Genomic DNA, 17025 nt, shown 5'->3' with positions numbered 1-17025 from the left:
GTTATGAACGATCAATCTTATTTAATGTTTAACCTTAACGACTCACGCTATGGCATTCCGGCTACAACCGTGCAAGAACTCTTCTTTCTGCCAGAAGTGACAGCGATCGCCGAAACTCCTAGTACAATTTTGGGCGTGATTAACCTGCGAGGGAAGTTTCTGCCTGTGATGGATTTATATCACCGCTTAAAACAAGCACGTCCCCCCTTCCAACTGACTGACAGCATGATTGTGCTGGAGTGGCAGACTCAACGAATCGGAATCATCGTCAGTCAGGTGGATAGTGTGGAAGCGATCGCAGCTGATCAGATCACTGCCAATGTCTGCGATCAGTCAAAAGAGAGTTTGCCGAATGGATTGGTGACTGGCATTGCCAACGTTGAGGAGGGCATCGTTACATTGCTCAATCCTGGACTGTTGGTGCAACACGCCCTTATAGAGACTGCTTTCAATCCAAATTCTGATTTTAACAACGGCTCAGTCAATGACGCACTAAAACACCCATCTGATTCAGCCCTAAATCACGGCTTATATGATCATTTCGATTCCCAGGAGCGGCAGATTTTTCAAGAGCGAACTGAAACTCTCCGATGTTTGATCGCTGACGAAGATTCGGCGTGGCTCTTGCCTCTGGCAGTTGTGGGGTTGGGGGGTGAGTACTTCGGGTTTGGCTTGGAAACGGTGCATGAGTTTACCGATATTCACAAGATTACCCCGATTCCCTGCTGTCCGGCGCACATTGTTGGCAACATCAACTTGCGGGGTGAAATTGTCACATTAATTAACATCAATCATCTGGTTGATTTGCCCATGAATCCAGTGCGAGCGCATCAGCAAGCCGTTGTGGTTCGTCTGGATCAACGAGTGGCGGGCATTGCCGTCGATGACATTTTTGATGTGACGTATATTCATCCCTCCCAAATCACCACAGCTCCAATTGCTCTGCATTCTGCCAAAGACGACTATCTCCAGGGGGTCGCACCTTATCGCGATCGGATGATGAGCATCATCAATTTGTCCAAACTGCTCACTTCAGAGGTGTTGGTTGTCAATGAAGAAGTCTAACGCTATGACTAAGCAGACAGTGGAGGTCTTTACCAGTGTCACCGATGCCGTCAACCGGATGGTGTTGAATATTCAGCAAATCTCGCTCAACGCTAATCAGCAATCCACTGCGGTTCAGCAAATTTTACAGGCAATGAATGCACTCAATAGCTCTGCTAGAGAGACAGCCATCGGCATCAGTCAGACTCGCGTTAGCACTCACCAACTCAATGACGCAGCCTCCACACTACAGAGTGTTGTATGAGAAGCATTCAGAATTCAGAATACTTCACGCCTGAAGTCAATGGGGTCAATCTAAAATCTAAAATCTAAAATCTAAAATCCTCTCATTGTGTGACAGCAATATCTGGAAATTCTCGAACTTATCCACTTACAGGAGATAACAAGATGGAAAGTAAGCAAAATTGGAAACTGAGATACTGGATTATTGGCGGGTATGCCGTTCCCGTGCTGGCATTGTTAGTTTCTGCCGGAATGACGATCATCAATATCAACACGGTGAACCAACGGTCAGAAAATTTATTGTCCTCTTATGACATTAACTCAATACTTGATGATCTTTCTGTTAGTGTGCAAAGTAGTTCTAAGGCAAATCGAGGCTATTTGTTAGAAAAAAATCAGCAATCGCTTGAGAGCTACCAAAAGACTCAAAAGGATTCCAAGGAATTTCTAGCAAAACTGATCGCACTTGCCCGATCGCAACAGGAACGACAGTCTTTAACCAAACTGGAGGAACTGCTGAATAAACAGATTGCTTTTGACGATAACCTGATGGCAAAGGTGGATCAGGGCAAAGTCAAAGAAGCCGTTGAAAGCTGGAGTAAGGGAAATTCCCGCAATCAAGGGCAGGATGTCGTAGACATGATTGAAGAAATGCAGAATCGAGAAGATCAGACTTTTGCAATTGCCGCAAAACAGCAGCAAGAGGCGCTCAATGCCCTTAAGCTAACGGTGATGTTAGCAAGTGGACTCTCCCTCGTGCTATCTATTTTAATTGGCATCTGGGTCATTAGCCGCACTTCCCGCCAGATGAACGCCTCTGCCAGCGCGATCGCCATTTCCACCACTGAAATTGTCACGACGATCGAGCAGCAAGAACGCGCCACCATCCAACAAGCCACTTCTGTCAACCAAACCACCACCACAATGGATGAATTGGGGGCTTCTTCGCGCCAGTCTGCCGAACAAGCAGAAGCCTCAGCCGCAGGAGCGCGGCAGGTGTTGTTGCTGGTAGACGGTCGCACTCAAGAGGGGCAGACTAGCGAATCGAGCCTACGAGAAAAAGTAGGCGACATTGCGATCCAAATTCTTCACCTGAGCGAACAAACCAATCAAATCGGCATGATCTCCACCCTGGTTAGTGATCTGGCAAGTCAAACTAATATGCTGGCACTCAACGCGGCAGTGGAAGCGGTGCGAGCCGGGGAACATGGTAAAGGCTTTGCCGTCGTCGCTGCCGAAATTCGTAAACTCGCAGACCAGAGTAAGCGATCGGCTGAAAAAATTAATGTACTAGTCGTAGACATTCAAAAATCGACCAATACCACCGTCATGGTGACAGGTGAAGGCACGAAAACCGTAGAAAAGATTGTGGATGCCATCAAAACGATCGCATTAAACGGTCAGCAAATTTCCCTGACTTCCAATCAACAGGCGATCGCCGTGCAACAAGTGGTAGAAGCCATGAACTCGCTGAATATTGCCGCTAGAGAAACCGCCTCTGGCATCAGTCAAATTAAAGTCGGCACGCAACGGCTCAACAATGCCGCTCAGGAACTAAAAGCCGTTGTCTAAAAATGTCTTGGAGTTACAGGTATGTTGAAGAATATGTCTCTGCACGGAAGATTGATGGGTTCATTTTTTCTCATGGGCGGTGTCGTTTTGGTCATCGGATCTGTCGGCTGGTGGGGTATCCATCAATTAAGCAGCCATATCGACACCCTCAGCCTTAACAGCCTACCCAGCATCGACGGGTTGTGGAGAATTAATGAAGGGCAGACCCAGATCCAGTCGGCAGAGCGAGCGATTAGCAACCCCGAACTAACCTCCGCAGCCAGACAGTCTGAGCTAAATCGAATGCAGACAGCCTGGAAGCAGATTGATGCAGGCTTTGAGGAATATGATGCCGCGCCCCGCGCTCCCGACGAGGACAAACTCTACCAGACGTTTAAGCAACAGTGGCAGGCGTGGAAGCAGGATGATGCCGCCTATCTTCAGGCTTATCAGGACTTTGCCCGGTTAGGTATTGTAAACCCCACTGCCAGACAGCTTGAATTGATCAGTCAGAAGCGGGATAATTCTCCAGAAATGAAGGCGGCGATCGCTGCTGCCGATCAACTGACAAAACTCAGACAAAACGCTGTTATCAAAAATGATGTTTCCTTTGCGGTTGCAACTGACTCAATGTTGCAACTGATCAAAATCAATCAAGATAGTGCTGAAGATGCAAATAAAGCCGCCAATGACGATTCTCGGCTGACGACAAGTTGGGTGATTACTGGTATCATTGCCGGACCTCTGGGGGCAATCTTACTAGGACTGTTTCTGAGCAACAAAATTGCTAAACCGTTGACAGGCAAAATTGCTGAAATTGTGCAAACAATGGCTGCCTCCACCAATGAAATCGCCGCGACGGTTGAGCAACAAGAACGGACTGCTACCCGGCAGGCAGCTTCGGTGAATCAAACCACCATCACCATCGATGAATTGGGAGCCTCATCGCAGCAGTCAGCCCAACAAGCAGAATCGGCGGCGGCAGGCGCACGGCAGGCATTGACCCTTGCAGGCAAAGGTACTGAAGCTGTAAAACGCACCCTCAAGGGCATGGAAACCCTACGGCAGAAAGTGGCAGCCATTGCCGATCAAATCACACGCTTAAATGAACAAACCAAGCAGATTGGCAGTATCTCTGGTCTAGTGGGCGAGTTGGCAAGTCAGACCAATATGCTGGCGTTAAATGCGGCTGTAGAAGCAGTCCGGGCAGGGGAACACGGTAAAGGCTTTGCCGTCGTCGCTGCCGAAATTCGCAAACTGGCAGACCAGAGTAAAAAATCAACCGAAAAGATCAACACCCTGGTAGGCGACATTCAATCTGCCATTAATACCACCGTCATCGTCACCCATGAAGGCACCAAAACCGTGGAAGAAGGGATGCGAATTGCCGAGGAAACGTCGGAGTCCTTTGCAGGTGTAGAAGGTGCAGTGAATAACATTGTCCTCAACAGTCAACAGATTTCACTCAATATCAACCAGCAAGCGATCGCCATTCAGCAAATTGTCTCTGCCATGAATGACCTGAATATTGCGGCGCGTGAAACTGCCAGTGGCATTGGCCAGATCCGCTCTGGTACTCAACAACTAAACGAGTCAGCGCAAGCACTCAAGGCAACCATTTAGTCACCCAATTTTAAATTTGAGATTTTAGATTGAAACCAGCAATCAAGTCAGGCGCTTGTCACTTAATTTTAGATTTTGGACTCGACAAGCTCAGTGCGGAAACGCTCAGTCGAACGCTTTTAAATCCAAAATCCAAAATCCAAAATTTAAAATCTAAAATTCCCTCACCTAACCCCTGCCATAACACCATGATGATCGATGATGAAGAACTGAGAGATGTTTTCAAAGTAGCCAGCGAAGAACACCTGCAAAACCTGGATGATGGATTGCTGCATCTGGAAAACCATCCCGATGATCTGGCTGTCCTGGAAGCCTTGATGCGGGAGGCGCATTCTCTGAAAGGCGATGCCAATATGCTGGGAGTCAAAGATGTGGGCACTCTGGCACATCAGATTGAGCATGTTTTGATTCAACTCAAGCGGCAAGAAAAGCCGATCTCCGCACCGGGCAATGCTGCGACAGACACACCCTATGAACGCCTCGCTCATGCGATCGCCGCTATCCGCAAACTCGTTCACGAAGCCGTCACCGGAGAACCTGCCAGGGTTGATACCTTTTATGCTCTGGCGGAATTGATGGGAGCGGGGAAGAGGGAAGGGGGAGAGAGTGGGAGTCAGGAGCCAGAAGTCAACGGTATTGAATTCACAAATACAGTAGAAAACAATACCTTTGATAGAAATGAAGAGCAAGAGGAAAACGGATCAATCCAAAATCTAACATCCAAAATCCAAAATCCAAAATCCAAAATCCAAAATCCCCAGTCCCCCTCCTACCGCATCGAAACCATCCGCGTTGGCACTCGCCAGCTGGATACGTTGATGACGCAAGCAGGGGAGTTAACCGTGACCAAAATTCGGATTGCTCATCGGCTGGGAGAAATTGAGGCGATCGCTAATCTGTGGGAAGAATGGAACCGAGATTTGTTCACTAATCGGTTTGCGTTCAGCCGAGAGCAAGAGGGTAAGGTCGCCCTCCAGCGTCTGGAAACTTTTCATCATCACTCTGAAGAACGATTAGAGCAACTGGGTCATTTGGTGAAAACCCTGCGGAGTTCCCTTTCAGAAGACACAACCCGACTGGAACAACTGAGTGGCGATCTAGAAGAGGGGATTCGGACTCTGCGATTACTGCCCTTTGCCACGATCTTCAATCTCTTCCCCCGGATGGTGCGCGATCTGGCGCAGCAGCAGGGAAAATTGGTGGAGTTGATCCTGGAAGGCAAAGACACCCTTGCCGACAAACGCCTGTTGGAAGAAATGAAAGATCCGCTAATGCACATCCTGCGGAATGCGATCGATCACGGGATTGAGCCACCACAGGAACGAGAACGGCTAAGAAAACCAACAACGGCAACGATTCGGCTCAGGGCTTACCAGACTCCCACTAACATTGTGCTGGAAATCAGTGATGATGGACGGGGGCTTGACCTGGATAAAATCAAACAAATAGCGGTGAAACGGGGCATTTGCGGGGAGGAAGAATCAGCGACAATGACTCCCAGCCAGATCCAGGCGTTGATCTTCGCACCGGGGTTTTCAACAGCACCCCTGGTGACAGAAGTATCAGGACGGGGTGTGGGGCTGGATGTGGTGCAAACCAATGTTGAGAAATTGAAAGGCACGATTGAGGTGGAATCGTTACCTGGACGGGGATGTACGCTGCGCGTCAATCTCGGTATCACCTTGGCAACCGCCCATGTCTTGATTGTGCAAGTGAACGAAATGCCCTACGCCATCCCAGTCGAGTTTGTGCAAACCGCTTGTTTGATCAAGTCAGAAGAGATTTTTCCCTTGGAGGGACATGATACAGTAATTCGGGATAGCCAACCCATTTCGATTGTGCAATTGGCTGATCTATTAGAACTGCCCCCGATGCCATCTGGGTTAACTCAAGAAACGGCGCTTTCCTGTATTATTCTTCAGGTTGGGCAAGCACAACTGGGTGTGGTGGTAGATGCCTTGGTGGATGAGCAAGATGTAGTGATTAAACCCCAAAGTGAGTTACTTAAACGAGTCCGCAATGTGTCTGGGGCAACAATTTTAGGCACTGGAGATGTGTGTATGGTGTTGAATCCCCAGGATTTGGTGAAGTCAGCCCGATCGCGATCGCAGTCCATCTCTTCTACCCAAACTCGTCAATTTGCGCCCACAAAACAAACCATCTTATTAGTGGAAGATTCTATTGCCACACGCACTCAAGAAAAGCGGATTTTAGAAACCGCAGGTTATCAAGTGATTACTGCTGTGGATGGTCTGGATGCATTGAACAAACTGCGATCGCACACCGTGGATGCCGTTGTCACCGATGTGCAAATGCCAAATCTCGATGGCTTGGGGTTAACTGCCAAAATCCGCCAATATCATGAATATAGCGATCTACCAATTATCCTGGTGACTTCCCTTGCCAGCGATGAAGATAAACGTCGGGGTGCGGAAGCCGGAGCCAATGCCTACATTATCAAAGGCAGCTTTAATCAAGAAGCTTTACTGTCAACTCTCAAACGCTTAGTGTAGCGGTTTTCCGATGAATGAAGAATAATTTTCTCGTAGGATGTGAACTTACTGTCAACCGATGAAAAACTCTGCCCCGATTCGCGTCTTTCTGGTGGAGGATTCGCTCGTCGCCTTAACCATCCTCAAGCGGATTCTGGCGAGTTCCCCGGAAGTGAATGTGGTGGGAACTGCTGCCAATGGCGTGGAAGCATTGGAGCAAATTCCAGCCGCACAGCCCCAGGTAATCTGCACCGATCTGCACATGCCCAAAATGGATGGACTGGAACTAACCCGCCGGATTATGACAGACTATCCCCGTCCCATCCTGGTGATCAGTGCCTCCGTCAACACCCAAGAAGATTCCCGCAATGTTTTTAAACTGCTGCAAGCGGGTGCATTGGATGTCTTCCCCAAACCTAGCATCGACTCCCTTTCAGATTATGAACAGGTTAAGCACGAATTAATCAACCGGATCAAGGTTCTGGCGGGGGTTACAGTCTTTACTCGCCACATTTCTAGAACTACGACGGTAGAACCCAGAACGCAGCCTGTTAGCCCCAAAAGTCAGCCAGAAGCATTCAGCCCAAAACCTGTCCGCAATTCGCAATTCCCCCTGCCCAAAGTTGTGGCGATCGGAGCCTCCACAGGCGGACCCCAGGCATTATACACGATCCTGAAACAACTCTCGGCAAACTTTCCCGTACCCATTCTGTGTGTCCAACATATCAGCGAAGGATTTCTGCAAGGATTGGTAGATTGGCTAGCAGGAGAATGTTCTCTGCGCGTGACGATCGCCCAAGCGGGAGAATTCCCCAAACCGGGTACTATCTACTTCGCCCCCGAACGACAACACCTGCAACTCGATACTCAAGGGCGATTAATCACCGTCGGCACCCCTCCCGTTTCTGGGCATCGTCCCTCCGTCACAGCATTGTTTCAAGCCGTTGCCACCTGCTACCCGCGATCGGCGGTTGGCATTTTGCTGACTGGCATGGGACGGGATGGCGCAGATGGATTACAAGCGATCGCCCAAGCCGGAGGCATTACCATTGCCCAGAATGAACAAACCTGCGTTGTCTTCGGGATGCCCAAAGAAGCGATCGCTCTGGGAGCCGCCCAACACATTTTGCCAATCAGCGAAATTGCTCCCATGCTCTTGAATCGAATCTGCTACATCAACTCTAGACATCCTTAGACTTCTTTTGTCCATTTGACGTTTCATCGGGTGAAGTCGGTTGTCTATTATTCTATATGTTTAGGACAAGCTCTAGTTATAGGCTGGGTTAGGTGTAGTTATAACCCATACGGCTCAGAAGGTTGATGCGTTACGACATCCTACCAGCAGACTTGACAATCCCAAATTGGATTATGAACAAGCAGATCAGGTGTCAATAAATTTTCGTACAGCTTCTCGCAATTGTTCAGCATCAAAAGGTTTGATCAGATATTCTGTTGCACCCGCCAGATGCCCCTTCACCCGGTCGAAGGGGGAATCTTGAGATGTCACCATAATCACGGGCAAATGCTGAAACTGGGGCAGACTCCGCACCGTGCGGCAAAACTCCAACCCGTTTACATCCGGCATCTGCACATCCAATAGCAACACTGAAATCCGTTGATGATAAATGATCGACAGGGCATCAACCGCGTTAGCGGCTGTCATGACCTGATAGCCAGGTTCTAACGCTCGTTTAATCAGTTGATGAATGACGGGGCTATCATCAAGTGCGAGAACGATCGGTGAGCTTGTCGTACCATTTGACATACTTTACAGTCGATGAGTTAATCATCGTTGGCGTTTACCTTTAGCATTTCTAAAGCAAGACTTCAACAATTGATATTTTGATAATTTTATACACACTTCAAATACTTTTAACATTTTTGAGGAGTCTAAGTCCCTCGCTTCTAACAAGCGACAAGTTTTGCGGTGGGGTTAAGGGACTGACAAATAAAAAAACATCCCAAATTTTCTTGTGGGATGGGTGTCCGCACTACGTGCCGCTACGCGAACACCCGTCCCATATTCAGGGCGGGCTTTCCGGCCCACCCCACAAGATGGATAATTTATTTCTTGTCAGTCCCTAAAATCCCCATTGCAAAACTTAATTACGTTAGCGTCACGCAAAGCGAGTCCGCGTACTCTGTAAGAGTTGCAAGCTACGCTTTTAGCGTCTCGTAGAGAGCGTCATTACGAATTACGAATTATTTAACCACAGGCTCAACCGGAATTTGAATCCAGAACTCGCTGCCTTTCCCCAGCTCTGATGAGCATTTTAAAATGCCGCTATGTTTTTCAACCACAATTTGATAGCTGATGGACAGTCCCAGCCCGGTTCCCTTGCCGATCGGTTTGGTGGTGAAGAATGGATTGAACAGTTTTTGCTGGGTTGTTTCTGTCATTCCAGAACCGTTATCTTGAATCCGAATCACTACACTATCTGCCTGGGATAGATGAGAACTACTCGATTTTTGTCTACTAATGAGTTCTGTGTGAATGGTAATGATGGGATTAGGCGTTTCATCTAAGGCATCGATCGCGTTACCCAAAAGATTCATGAATACTTGATTCAATTGCCCCGCATAACAATCAACAGGCGGTAAATTTTCGTATGCCTTAATCACCTGAATCTCAAACCTGGCACTGGTTAATTTCAAGCGACTCTTCAAAATCAACAACGTGTTTTCAATCCCTTCATGGATATCCACAGGTTTCATCTCGGCTTCATCCAGGCGCGAGAAATTCCGCAGAGATAGGACAATTTGCCGAATTCTTTCTGAACCCATTCGCATCGACGACAATAGACTGGGCAGGTCTTGCGTCAAGAAATCAAAGTCGATCGCCTCCACCTTTTCCTGAATAGCAGCAGTCGCATTGGGATAAGTTACCTGATAAAGATGCAATAGTTCCAGCAAATCCCGAACATAGTCGGTTGCATAAGCAATATTGCCGTTAATAAAGTTGACCGGGTTGTTGATTTCGTGGGCAACTCCGGCAACCAATTGCCCCAGGCTCGACATCTTCTCTTGCTGCACCAGTTGCATTTGGGTTTGCTGCAACTGGCTCAGTGCGTTCCCTAGATAGGTTGCTTGAGTTTGGGCAGCAAAGGCGGTTGCTCGTGTTTGGGCAAGCAGTTCTGCCTGATCAAGGGCGATCGCCACTTGATCGGTGACAGCTTTGAGTAACCGGACTTCGCTATCAGTCCATTGGCGAGAACCGCGACAGTGATGGCAAATAATCGCACCCAATTGACCAGAATGGGTTCTGAGTGGCAGCAACAGCACCGAGGTTACTGCCAGTTGGTGCAGCAGGGCGTGATCTTCCGGGGTGAATACCTCTGAGGTAGCAGAAACATCCTCAATCCTTAGCATATCTAGATTTAAGATGGTTTTTGCCAGGAGGGAGCCATGCCCAAGCGGAAGTTCCCCCAGCGCCATGCGGATCTCTGGGTTAGTCGCTTCGTGAGTCACCATAAAGTTGAACTGATCTTTGTTGGGCAGACACCACAGAAAGTCACAGCGATCGACTTGCAACAGAGTATGAATCTCATTCACCGCCGTTTGTAAAATCGTGTCCAGATCCAGAGAATTACGGATTTGATTTGCCAGATTAAACAGAATTGAATCTTGTTGACCAAGCAATTCCTGAGTAATCAACTGCTGTTTTAGTTGTTTGATTTCCGGCATGATTTGACGCAACTTCGTGGTGTTGCGTTTTAGCTCCAATTGCACCATGACTTGCTGACTGAGCGTCTGCAATCCCCGCCGTTGTTTCTGGTTCAGTTCACGCAGTTCGGAATCCATGACGCAGAGTGTACCCAGGACGCAACCGCCAGCCGTTACTAGGGGGACTCCGGCATAAAACCGGATATTGGGAGCATTTATGACGAATGGATGGTTGGCAAAGTGGGGATCAGCCAGGGTATCTGGGATCACAAAGACATTTGACTGGCGAATGGTGTGGTTACAAAAGGCGAGGTCTCGTCGAATTTCTGTCAATGTGGTTCCGACCTTAGACTTAACCCACTGGCGATCGGCTCCGATAAAACTCACCAGTGCCATTGGAGTTTGGCACACATCAGCCGCCAATGCTGTCAAGTCATCCAATGCCTGATCGGGTGCAGTCTCCAAACCCTGAAACTGATAGACTGCTTTGAGTCGTGTCAGTTCGTTGGTGCAGGGCATCGTTGTGCAGGAGAGTATGGAATCAAGTAGCAATTCAGGGATTTTCATAGTTTTTTAATTGAGGCGCGATCGCCAATTTGACGGTGAAACATGTGCATTGGTTGGCGCTTTCCGTCGCGATCGAGCCACCGATTTCTTCCACCAACTCAGTAAGTTGGGATACCAATCTTTCTGCGGCTAGCCCCCATAAATAGAATTTAGGGGCTATCTCGCCGCAGGAAGATTGGTATATTAACATAAATAGGTCGTTTCAGCCTTTTACAAACCATCCTTTGCTAGTTGCGTAGGCGCGGCCCGCACTTCGGCCCTTCTCTACGAGATGCTGCACTTTTGCAAGGCTCAGTGACCACGCGAACGGCAGGTCTTACAGGTAGCTCTGTGGAACTGCTCAGGGCACAGGCAAAAGTATTACAGTGAGGCTGTCTAACTGCTCAGTGATCACCGCAGGCATCGCAAAAAGGTATAGGACTTACGCATTAGAGATCCCCCAACCCCCTTAAAAAGTTGGCTCTTGAGATCCCCCCCTTTTTAAGGGGAGGGGAGACAAAACGCAGCTTTGGCGGGGTGGGGTTCTTCGGGTTTAATAAGTAATTAAGCGGACATGATATTACGCAAAACCACACATGGTAGGGGCAATTCATGAATTGCCCCTACCAGAGAATCAGGGTTTTGACTATTGTTTGCGTAAGTCCTAATTTGTAATAGCTGTGTTAGCACTTGGGTATTCTCCCTGGCAAAAGCTTCAGCAATTCCTCGCCCAATACCACTGTTTCCCCCTGTAATTATTACAGTACGGGATGTTTGTAAGTTCATGATTTCTCATTACTTAGGGGTAAATCTTGCCTTCAGGTAGGGTGAGGATTTCAACGCCATCTTCAGTTACAGCTAAGGTATGCTCACATTGAGCAGAAAGCTGGCGATCGCGCGTGACAGCAGTCCATTTATCACTGAGAACCTCGACTTCGTAAGTGCCTTCGTTAATCATTGGCTCAATAGTAAAAACCATCCCTGGTCTGAGGCGCTTACCTTTACCGCGTATGCCATAGTGGGGAACATCCGGCGCAGTGTGGAAAATGTTACTGATGCCATGTCCAACAAAATCTCGCACCACAGAAAAGCCTTGGGCTTCAGCATACTCTTGAATGGCTGCACCAATGTCTCCAATGCGTGCCCCTGGTTTAACTTCAGCAATACCCAGACGGAGACACTCCTCTGTCACCTCTACCAGCTTTCTGGTTTTTGGGGAAGGAGTCCCCACAAAAAATGTCTTGGATGTATCGCCGTGATAACCCTCAACAATTGGCGTTACATCAATATTAATGATGTCACCTTCCTTAAGAATTTGCTTGGCGTTGGGAATGCCATGACAAATTACCTCATTTACACTAGTGCAAATCGACTTGGGATAACCCTTATAGCCAAGGGGTGCGCTTTTTGCTCCATGAGCTTGCGTCCAACGTTCGGCTTCATCATTGAGTTCAAGAGTGCTAACCCCTGGCTTCACGAACGGTTCCAGATGTTGGAGAAGTTTGGCTGCTAAACGCCCAGCTTGACGCATTTTGTCTAATTCTCGCTGGGATAAAATAACAATTAGTTCAGTTTTCATTAACTTTTATAGAAACACTCGGTAAGCGTAAAACTCAGTCCCTTTTGGGGCGAGATATAAAGCGACTCGTGGGACTTTAGGAAGAATCATTATTGGATTTTAAAGTCCGTCGTTGAGTCAAGAATCTCAGTGTCTTTAGACCTGAGAGTGTCAACTAAAGTATCTTTCATAAACATAGTTAAGCCAGTCTGTGCTGCTCTTTGTGCGGCATCAGCAACCTTTAGGGTATACAAGCTCTCCTCTGGGGTAACGTACAAAGGAGTGCCATCAAAAAGATGGTCTAACACCATACTCGTGTCTTTGGCGAACAAACCTCGGCGAGGGCCAACCTCTATAGGTGTTGTTTCCCCTGGCTGGATGAGAATTCCTGTGTCGCCATCAAAAATTAAACCACCTTTTTCACCGTGAACTTCAAACTTGCGTTCTGATTGCCAAAGACTTTCGCCTTTGCCATAGACTACTTGGGCTAAAAGTCCACTGGTAAAGCAGAGTTGACTAGTGCAGAAACAGGTTTGGTAGTATTCCGGTTCTATTTCCCAATATCGCTGGTGAGAGTTAACTGTAAATACTTTACCAAATAAATCGGTGAGACGATGTAGGCGAGACAGCGCCCCAATTAAGGGAAAGCCGAACAACTCGTGGTTATAAGTCCATTTGCGGGGTGCAGGATTCTGGGGATTGATGGTGCTGTAGCGAACATAAAACACCTCACCAATTTTGGCTAAGTTTTGCTTCAAGGCTTGATGTAAACCACCCAAAAGTTCCAGGTGTTCAACGTGCAGAAGTTTTTGTTGGGCTTTGGCTAAGGCAATTAGTTCCTCAGCTTCGACTACATCCAACGAAAGAGGATACTCTACAATCACATCTTTGCCGTTGGTAAGTGCTGCACGAGCGATCGCCCCATGATCTCGATTAATTGTGCAGATCACCACTAGGTCTATATCTTCACGCTCTACTAGCTCTTGCCAAGAACTCAACGCTTCAATCTGGTACTCTTTGGCAAAGATTTCTGTTTTTTCTGCGGTATGACCAACAACTGCGACTAAATGCGATCGCGATCGCTCATCATGAAGAAATGCCTTAGCTCGAAACTTTGCCGCATACCCAGTACCCACCAAACCTACACGCACTCTTGCTTTTTCCAAAGCTGCTTCTGGATTATACATGATCCTCACTAATTCTGTTTTTGATCCTGCCAGTTCCCAAAAAGGCGCTAACTTACAAGCGTCTAACCCCAAAAAATCAGGTGATTAAAAAATCTGATCCAACAATTATCATAGCGATCGCCGACCTGATCGAATCAAACAGCTCTGCTTTTTAAGGGAAGTTGAGGATCTCTTCTGCGTAAGTTCTACAAAATCTAGGTGGCATTAATTCTATTCATGTTTTTTCATCCATAAGATAGTTTTTTTTAATCACAGCCTGACTAGGGCAGGAAATCATATAAATAAAACTTATCGGGATTAAGCAACTAAATTTCATTACTAATCGGGTTGAATTTCCAGTTACATCGTTTAATTTTTCTCGTAGTATCAGAATTGAAGCAAATTTTAACTAGCGGCTAATCCCACAGAACAGCCGTGACCTTTGCCTAAAGATAACTTATACTGTCGTTTGCAAAAGAGAGGATTACTCAATGGCTAGTTATAAAGTGACACTAATCAACGAGGCTGAAGGACTGAACCAAACACTTGACGTTGATGACGATACCTATATTCTAGACGCTGCTGAAGAAGCTGGTCTTGACCTGCCTTACTCTTGCCGCGCTGGTGCTTGCTCGACCTGTGCAGGTAAACTCGTAAAGGGTACCGTTGATCAGGGTGATCAGTCATTCTTAGATGATGATCAAATAGAAGCTGGCTATGTACTCACCTGTGTCGCTTACCCAACCTCTGACGTGACAATCGAAACTCACAAAGAAGAAGAACTCTACTAAGAGTTAGGCCCCTCAACAATAAATCTCTTGCAAGAGTTAATGATGTTGACAAAATAGAAGCAGGGCATTTAGGGTCAACACCCTTTCAATGCCGTGTGTACCTCTTAAAGCGACTTTGACAAAAAGCCTAATTTCGTGTTGAGCAGGAACACAAAATTTACTGTGTTCCTGCTTGATTTTTTAAGTATGCTTAAAGTTTAGTCTCTTTGCTGAGAATTTGAATCTGAGTACCAGGATAGTAGAATTGGAGAATTTTTGGACTTGACCAACCTAATTTAGCTAAATTTTGAGCGCCAGTTTGACTCAAGCCGACTCCATGTCCTAATCCACCCCCAATAAAAGCGTATCCCCACAGTTCGGGCTTGCCTTTGTTTAGGGGTTGTATGTAAAATAGCGTACTCTTAGGAGCCGCAAAGGCACTACGAACTTCGTCTTTGTGAAGAACAAAGGTGCTGTGATCAGTTTTAACCGCCAGTTCCAGGATGCGTCCACTCTGGCTTCGCTTCACTACTGCCATAGCCTGAATTGTCTTAAATTTGGCATCGGGACTGTTTTTCACCTGCAAAAATTTCTGCAAGTCCTTGATAATATCCTTTAAAGGGGTTTCCTTGTGCCAACGAAACATGTCCCACTTGCTTTCATTAAATCCTTGTTGCGTATTAATAAATTTTTGGAAGTTCTTTTCATCTGCTAAACTCTGCTTAGACAAGTTCCAAAAATTAGTAGGAGCATCCAGTATAGGGCGCAGATAGGGACGATCATCGCCATTCCAGACATCGCTGAAGGAGGCGGTGACGCCACCAGTGGTAGAAGAATACAGAGCGTCTACTAGTTCATTTTTATATGTTAGTACCTTACCTCTGGTTGAGGCGATCGCTCGATCTGTTTTGGCGGCGGCTCCATTCAGCCCATCATAAACTTGGCAGTGAGTATCAGCACACAACTGATAGTTATCTGCGGCAAACCTGCGTAAATTTCTCAAGGCATAAGTTCGGGCGAGAATTGCTTGAGCTTCCAGGGACGCTGTTGGTGCATCCGTGCCGATTTCGTAAGGCAAAACTCCACGCAAATAAGTTTCTAAGGGTACTTGATTAACTAGAGTGTATGTGCCGTAGGCATTTGGCTGCAAATTCAGTCGCCCAGCATAAAGACGAGCAAACTCTTGTTTTTCGCTTTTATTCACCCGAATCAAATTTTTATCAGTGCTAATTTCTAAATCATTCGGGCTGTAGCGCTTGCCATCCACCACCCAACTCACTCGCGGCACTTGTTTCAAAATTTTAGTATCAAGATATACTTTTTCTTTAGTAGAAGCTTGGATGTTCTGCAATAGCAAGCGTCGCAGTAAAGGAGTGCTGTAAACATCTCGTTTTGCCCAAACCTGCCAGCGTTCTGGCTGGGCTATTTCCACTTCCATTCCCTGAGAACGCCATTTATTAGCACTGTCTTCCGCAGTTTCAAAGGTGCGGTATGTGCCCAAAACTACGACTTCTTCGACTGCTGACTTGGGTAAAGCTTGCATGACTGTTTCCAGCTTTACAGGGTTCTTGGTAACTAGGATTTGCTGCTTGTTGCCCACTTGAAATTTTAGCTTTAAGCGATCGCCTTTTATGGGTTCCAGTTGCAGCTTGGCTGTGGGTTTATCGCCAAATCGCTGCACAATCCCAATTTTCAGTTCCATATCCTGAATGTTGCTCTCAGGCCCTGATGCCGCAGTTAGTCCCAATAGACAAAATGTTGTCAGCAGAGTGTGGGAAAAACGCCAAAACGAAAATTTCATGGCTACCTGATAGGGTATCCCTAGTGGGAAGCAAGCTACGCGCAGCGTCTGGTAGAGAAGCGCGAAGGAGTCATCGTTCGCGCAGCGTCTCGTAGAGAGCGTCTTCTGCCCCTTAATGCGGCGTTGGAACTGATTTTCCAATTGCTTTGTAGCGCGGTTTTTTTGTCGCATGAGTGATCCAATGATACCATTACCAGTTTTGCCCAAAGTAGTTGCAAAACGAAGTCATTATGACTATGATTTATTTAGAGACAGAAAACAGAACTAGTTGGATAAACTCCTTATGGTTAGAGTCCAAGAAATTCCATTAAATCAGATAAAACGCCCGTTGCCCCGTGTAAACGATCCAAATAAAGTGCAAGCCTTAATGGAATCGATTGCGGAGATTGGGCAGCAAGAACCTATTGATGTCCTAGAAGTAGATGGACAATATTATGGCTTTTCTGGTTGCCATCGGTATGAAGCTTGCCAGCGTTTAGGCAAAGAAACCGTTTTAGCCAGAGTCCGTAAAGCACCCCGGAGCGTTTTGAAGATGCATTTGGCATAGAGAATGGGGAGTGGGCATGGG

General features: G+C 47.1%; 15 protein-coding genes. 8 read left to right on the top strand and 7 right to left on the bottom strand.

Translation table 11 applies throughout. The annotated features are described in order from the left end of the window. The first annotated feature begins 3 nt into the window (after positions 1-3). The 6 genes from HWQ41_RS23000 to cheB all read left to right on the top strand — a co-directional run bounded on the left by HWQ41_RS23000 (position 4) and on the right by cheB (position 8148). Positions 4-1065, top strand: a complete 1062-nt coding sequence (locus HWQ41_RS23000) for a chemotaxis protein CheW (RefSeq protein ID WP_292768012.1) — start codon at positions 4-6, stop codon at positions 1063-1065. Between the two features lie 4 nt (positions 1066-1069). Continuing rightward, positions 1070-1309 (top strand): hypothetical protein, encoded by a 240-nt coding sequence (locus HWQ41_RS22995; RefSeq protein ID WP_292768010.1) that lies wholly within the window; start codon positions 1070-1072, stop codon positions 1307-1309. A gap of 143 nt (positions 1310-1452) precedes the next feature. Beyond that, the gene (locus tag HWQ41_RS22990; RefSeq protein WP_292768008.1) at positions 1453-2859 is read left to right on the top strand and encodes a methyl-accepting chemotaxis protein; all 1407 of its coding nucleotides are present in this window, start codon (positions 1453-1455) and stop codon (positions 2857-2859) included. A gap of 21 nt (positions 2860-2880) precedes the next feature. Further along, the gene (locus HWQ41_RS22985) at positions 2881-4461 is read left to right on the top strand and encodes a methyl-accepting chemotaxis protein (protein ID WP_292768006.1); all 1581 of its coding nucleotides are present in this window, start codon (positions 2881-2883) and stop codon (positions 4459-4461) included. Between the two features lie 29 nt (positions 4462-4490). Further along, the gene (locus tag HWQ41_RS22980) at positions 4491-6974 is read left to right on the top strand and encodes a hybrid sensor histidine kinase/response regulator (RefSeq protein ID WP_292768003.1); all 2484 of its coding nucleotides are present in this window, start codon (positions 4491-4493) and stop codon (positions 6972-6974) included. Between the two features lie 58 nt (positions 6975-7032). Further along, the gene (gene cheB / locus HWQ41_RS22975; RefSeq protein WP_292768000.1) at positions 7033-8148 is read left to right on the top strand and encodes a chemotaxis-specific protein-glutamate methyltransferase CheB; all 1116 of its coding nucleotides are present in this window, start codon (positions 7033-7035) and stop codon (positions 8146-8148) included. A 186-nt stretch (positions 8149-8334) separates the two neighbouring features. Here the strand turns inward: cheB and HWQ41_RS22970 are convergent, their stop codons facing one another. From HWQ41_RS22970 to HWQ41_RS22945, 6 genes are all read right to left on the bottom strand, one after another. Then, positions 8335-8718: a response regulator gene (locus tag HWQ41_RS22970; protein WP_292767998.1), complete on the bottom strand. Its 384-nt coding sequence runs from the start codon at positions 8716-8718 to the stop codon at positions 8335-8337. 437 nt (positions 8719-9155) lie between these two features. Next, positions 9156-11183: a GAF domain-containing protein gene (locus tag HWQ41_RS22965; protein WP_292767997.1), complete on the bottom strand. Its 2028-nt coding sequence runs from the start codon at positions 11181-11183 to the stop codon at positions 9156-9158. Next, positions 11170-11373, bottom strand: a complete 204-nt coding sequence (locus HWQ41_RS22960) for a hypothetical protein (protein WP_292767995.1) — start codon at positions 11371-11373, stop codon at positions 11170-11172. The genes HWQ41_RS22965 and HWQ41_RS22960 overlap by 14 nt, the downstream gene beginning before the upstream one ends. A gap of 353 nt (positions 11374-11726) precedes the next feature. Next, entirely contained in the window at positions 11727-11948 is a 222-nt protein-coding gene (locus HWQ41_RS22955; protein WP_292767993.1) for a hypothetical protein, read from the bottom strand. Between the two features lie 13 nt (positions 11949-11961). Then, on the bottom strand, positions 11962-12741 hold the full coding sequence (gene map / locus HWQ41_RS22950; RefSeq protein ID WP_292767991.1) for a type I methionyl aminopeptidase: 780 nt from the start codon (positions 12739-12741) through the stop codon (positions 11962-11964). Between the two features lie 89 nt (positions 12742-12830). Then, positions 12831-13907 (bottom strand): Gfo/Idh/MocA family oxidoreductase, encoded by a 1077-nt coding sequence (locus tag HWQ41_RS22945; protein ID WP_292767988.1) that lies wholly within the window; start codon positions 13905-13907, stop codon positions 12831-12833. A gap of 470 nt (positions 13908-14377) precedes the next feature. Here HWQ41_RS22945 and HWQ41_RS22940 point away from each other — a divergent pair, with 470 nt between their 5' ends. Next, on the top strand, positions 14378-14677 hold the full coding sequence (locus tag HWQ41_RS22940; protein WP_292767985.1) for a ferredoxin: 300 nt from the start codon (positions 14378-14380) through the stop codon (positions 14675-14677). Between the two features lie 190 nt (positions 14678-14867). Here HWQ41_RS22940 and HWQ41_RS22935 read toward each other — a convergent pair whose 3' ends face one another. Continuing rightward, entirely contained in the window at positions 14868-16457 is a 1590-nt protein-coding gene (locus tag HWQ41_RS22935; RefSeq protein WP_292767982.1) for a SpoIID/LytB domain-containing protein, read from the bottom strand. Between the two features lie 283 nt (positions 16458-16740). Between HWQ41_RS22935 and HWQ41_RS22930 the strand changes: the two genes are divergently transcribed. Continuing rightward, positions 16741-17004, top strand: coding sequence for a ParB N-terminal domain-containing protein (locus tag HWQ41_RS22930; protein ID WP_094329374.1), 264 nt, complete (start codon positions 16741-16743; stop codon positions 17002-17004). The last annotated feature ends 21 nt before the right edge of the window (positions 17005-17025 follow it).

The organism is Nostoc sp. NOS(2021) (genome assembly GCF_017115025.1).
Lineage (GTDB): Bacteria > Cyanobacteriota > Cyanobacteriia > Cyanobacteriales > Nostocaceae > Nostoc.
This window is presented reverse-complemented; position numbering and strand designations above follow the sequence as displayed.

Excerpts from the sequence above, each read along its gene's own strand:
- HWQ41_RS23000 (WP_292768012.1), top strand. The coding sequence starts at position 4 with ATGAACGATCAATCTTATTTAATGTTTAACCTTAACGACTCACGCTAT.
- HWQ41_RS22995 (WP_292768010.1), top strand. The coding sequence starts at position 1,070 with ATGACTAAGCAGACAGTGGAGGTCTTTACCAGTGTCACCGATGCCGTC.
- HWQ41_RS22990 (WP_292768008.1), top strand. The coding sequence starts at position 1,453 with ATGGAAAGTAAGCAAAATTGGAAACTGAGATACTGGATTATTGGCGGG.
- HWQ41_RS22985 (WP_292768006.1), top strand. The coding sequence starts at position 2,881 with ATGTTGAAGAATATGTCTCTGCACGGAAGATTGATGGGTTCATTTTTT.
- cheB (WP_292768000.1), top strand. The coding sequence starts at position 7,033 with ATGAAAAACTCTGCCCCGATTCGCGTCTTTCTGGTGGAGGATTCGCTC.
- HWQ41_RS22970 (WP_292767998.1), bottom strand. The coding sequence starts at position 8,718 with ATGTCAAATGGTACGACAAGCTCACCGATCGTTCTCGCACTTGATGAT.
- HWQ41_RS22965 (WP_292767997.1), bottom strand. The coding sequence starts at position 11,183 with ATGAAAATCCCTGAATTGCTACTTGATTCCATACTCTCCTGCACAACG.
- HWQ41_RS22960 (WP_292767995.1), bottom strand. The coding sequence starts at position 11,373 with ATGTTAATATACCAATCTTCCTGCGGCGAGATAGCCCCTAAATTCTAT.
- HWQ41_RS22955 (WP_292767993.1), bottom strand. The coding sequence starts at position 11,948 with ATGAACTTACAAACATCCCGTACTGTAATAATTACAGGGGGAAACAGT.
- map (WP_292767991.1), bottom strand. The coding sequence starts at position 12,741 with ATGAAAACTGAACTAATTGTTATTTTATCCCAGCGAGAATTAGACAAA.
- HWQ41_RS22945 (WP_292767988.1), bottom strand. The coding sequence starts at position 13,907 with ATGTATAATCCAGAAGCAGCTTTGGAAAAAGCAAGAGTGCGTGTAGGT.
- HWQ41_RS22940 (WP_292767985.1), top strand. The coding sequence starts at position 14,378 with ATGGCTAGTTATAAAGTGACACTAATCAACGAGGCTGAAGGACTGAAC.
- HWQ41_RS22935 (WP_292767982.1), bottom strand. The coding sequence starts at position 16,457 with ATGAAATTTTCGTTTTGGCGTTTTTCCCACACTCTGCTGACAACATTT.
- HWQ41_RS22930 (WP_094329374.1), top strand. The coding sequence starts at position 16,741 with ATGGTTAGAGTCCAAGAAATTCCATTAAATCAGATAAAACGCCCGTTG.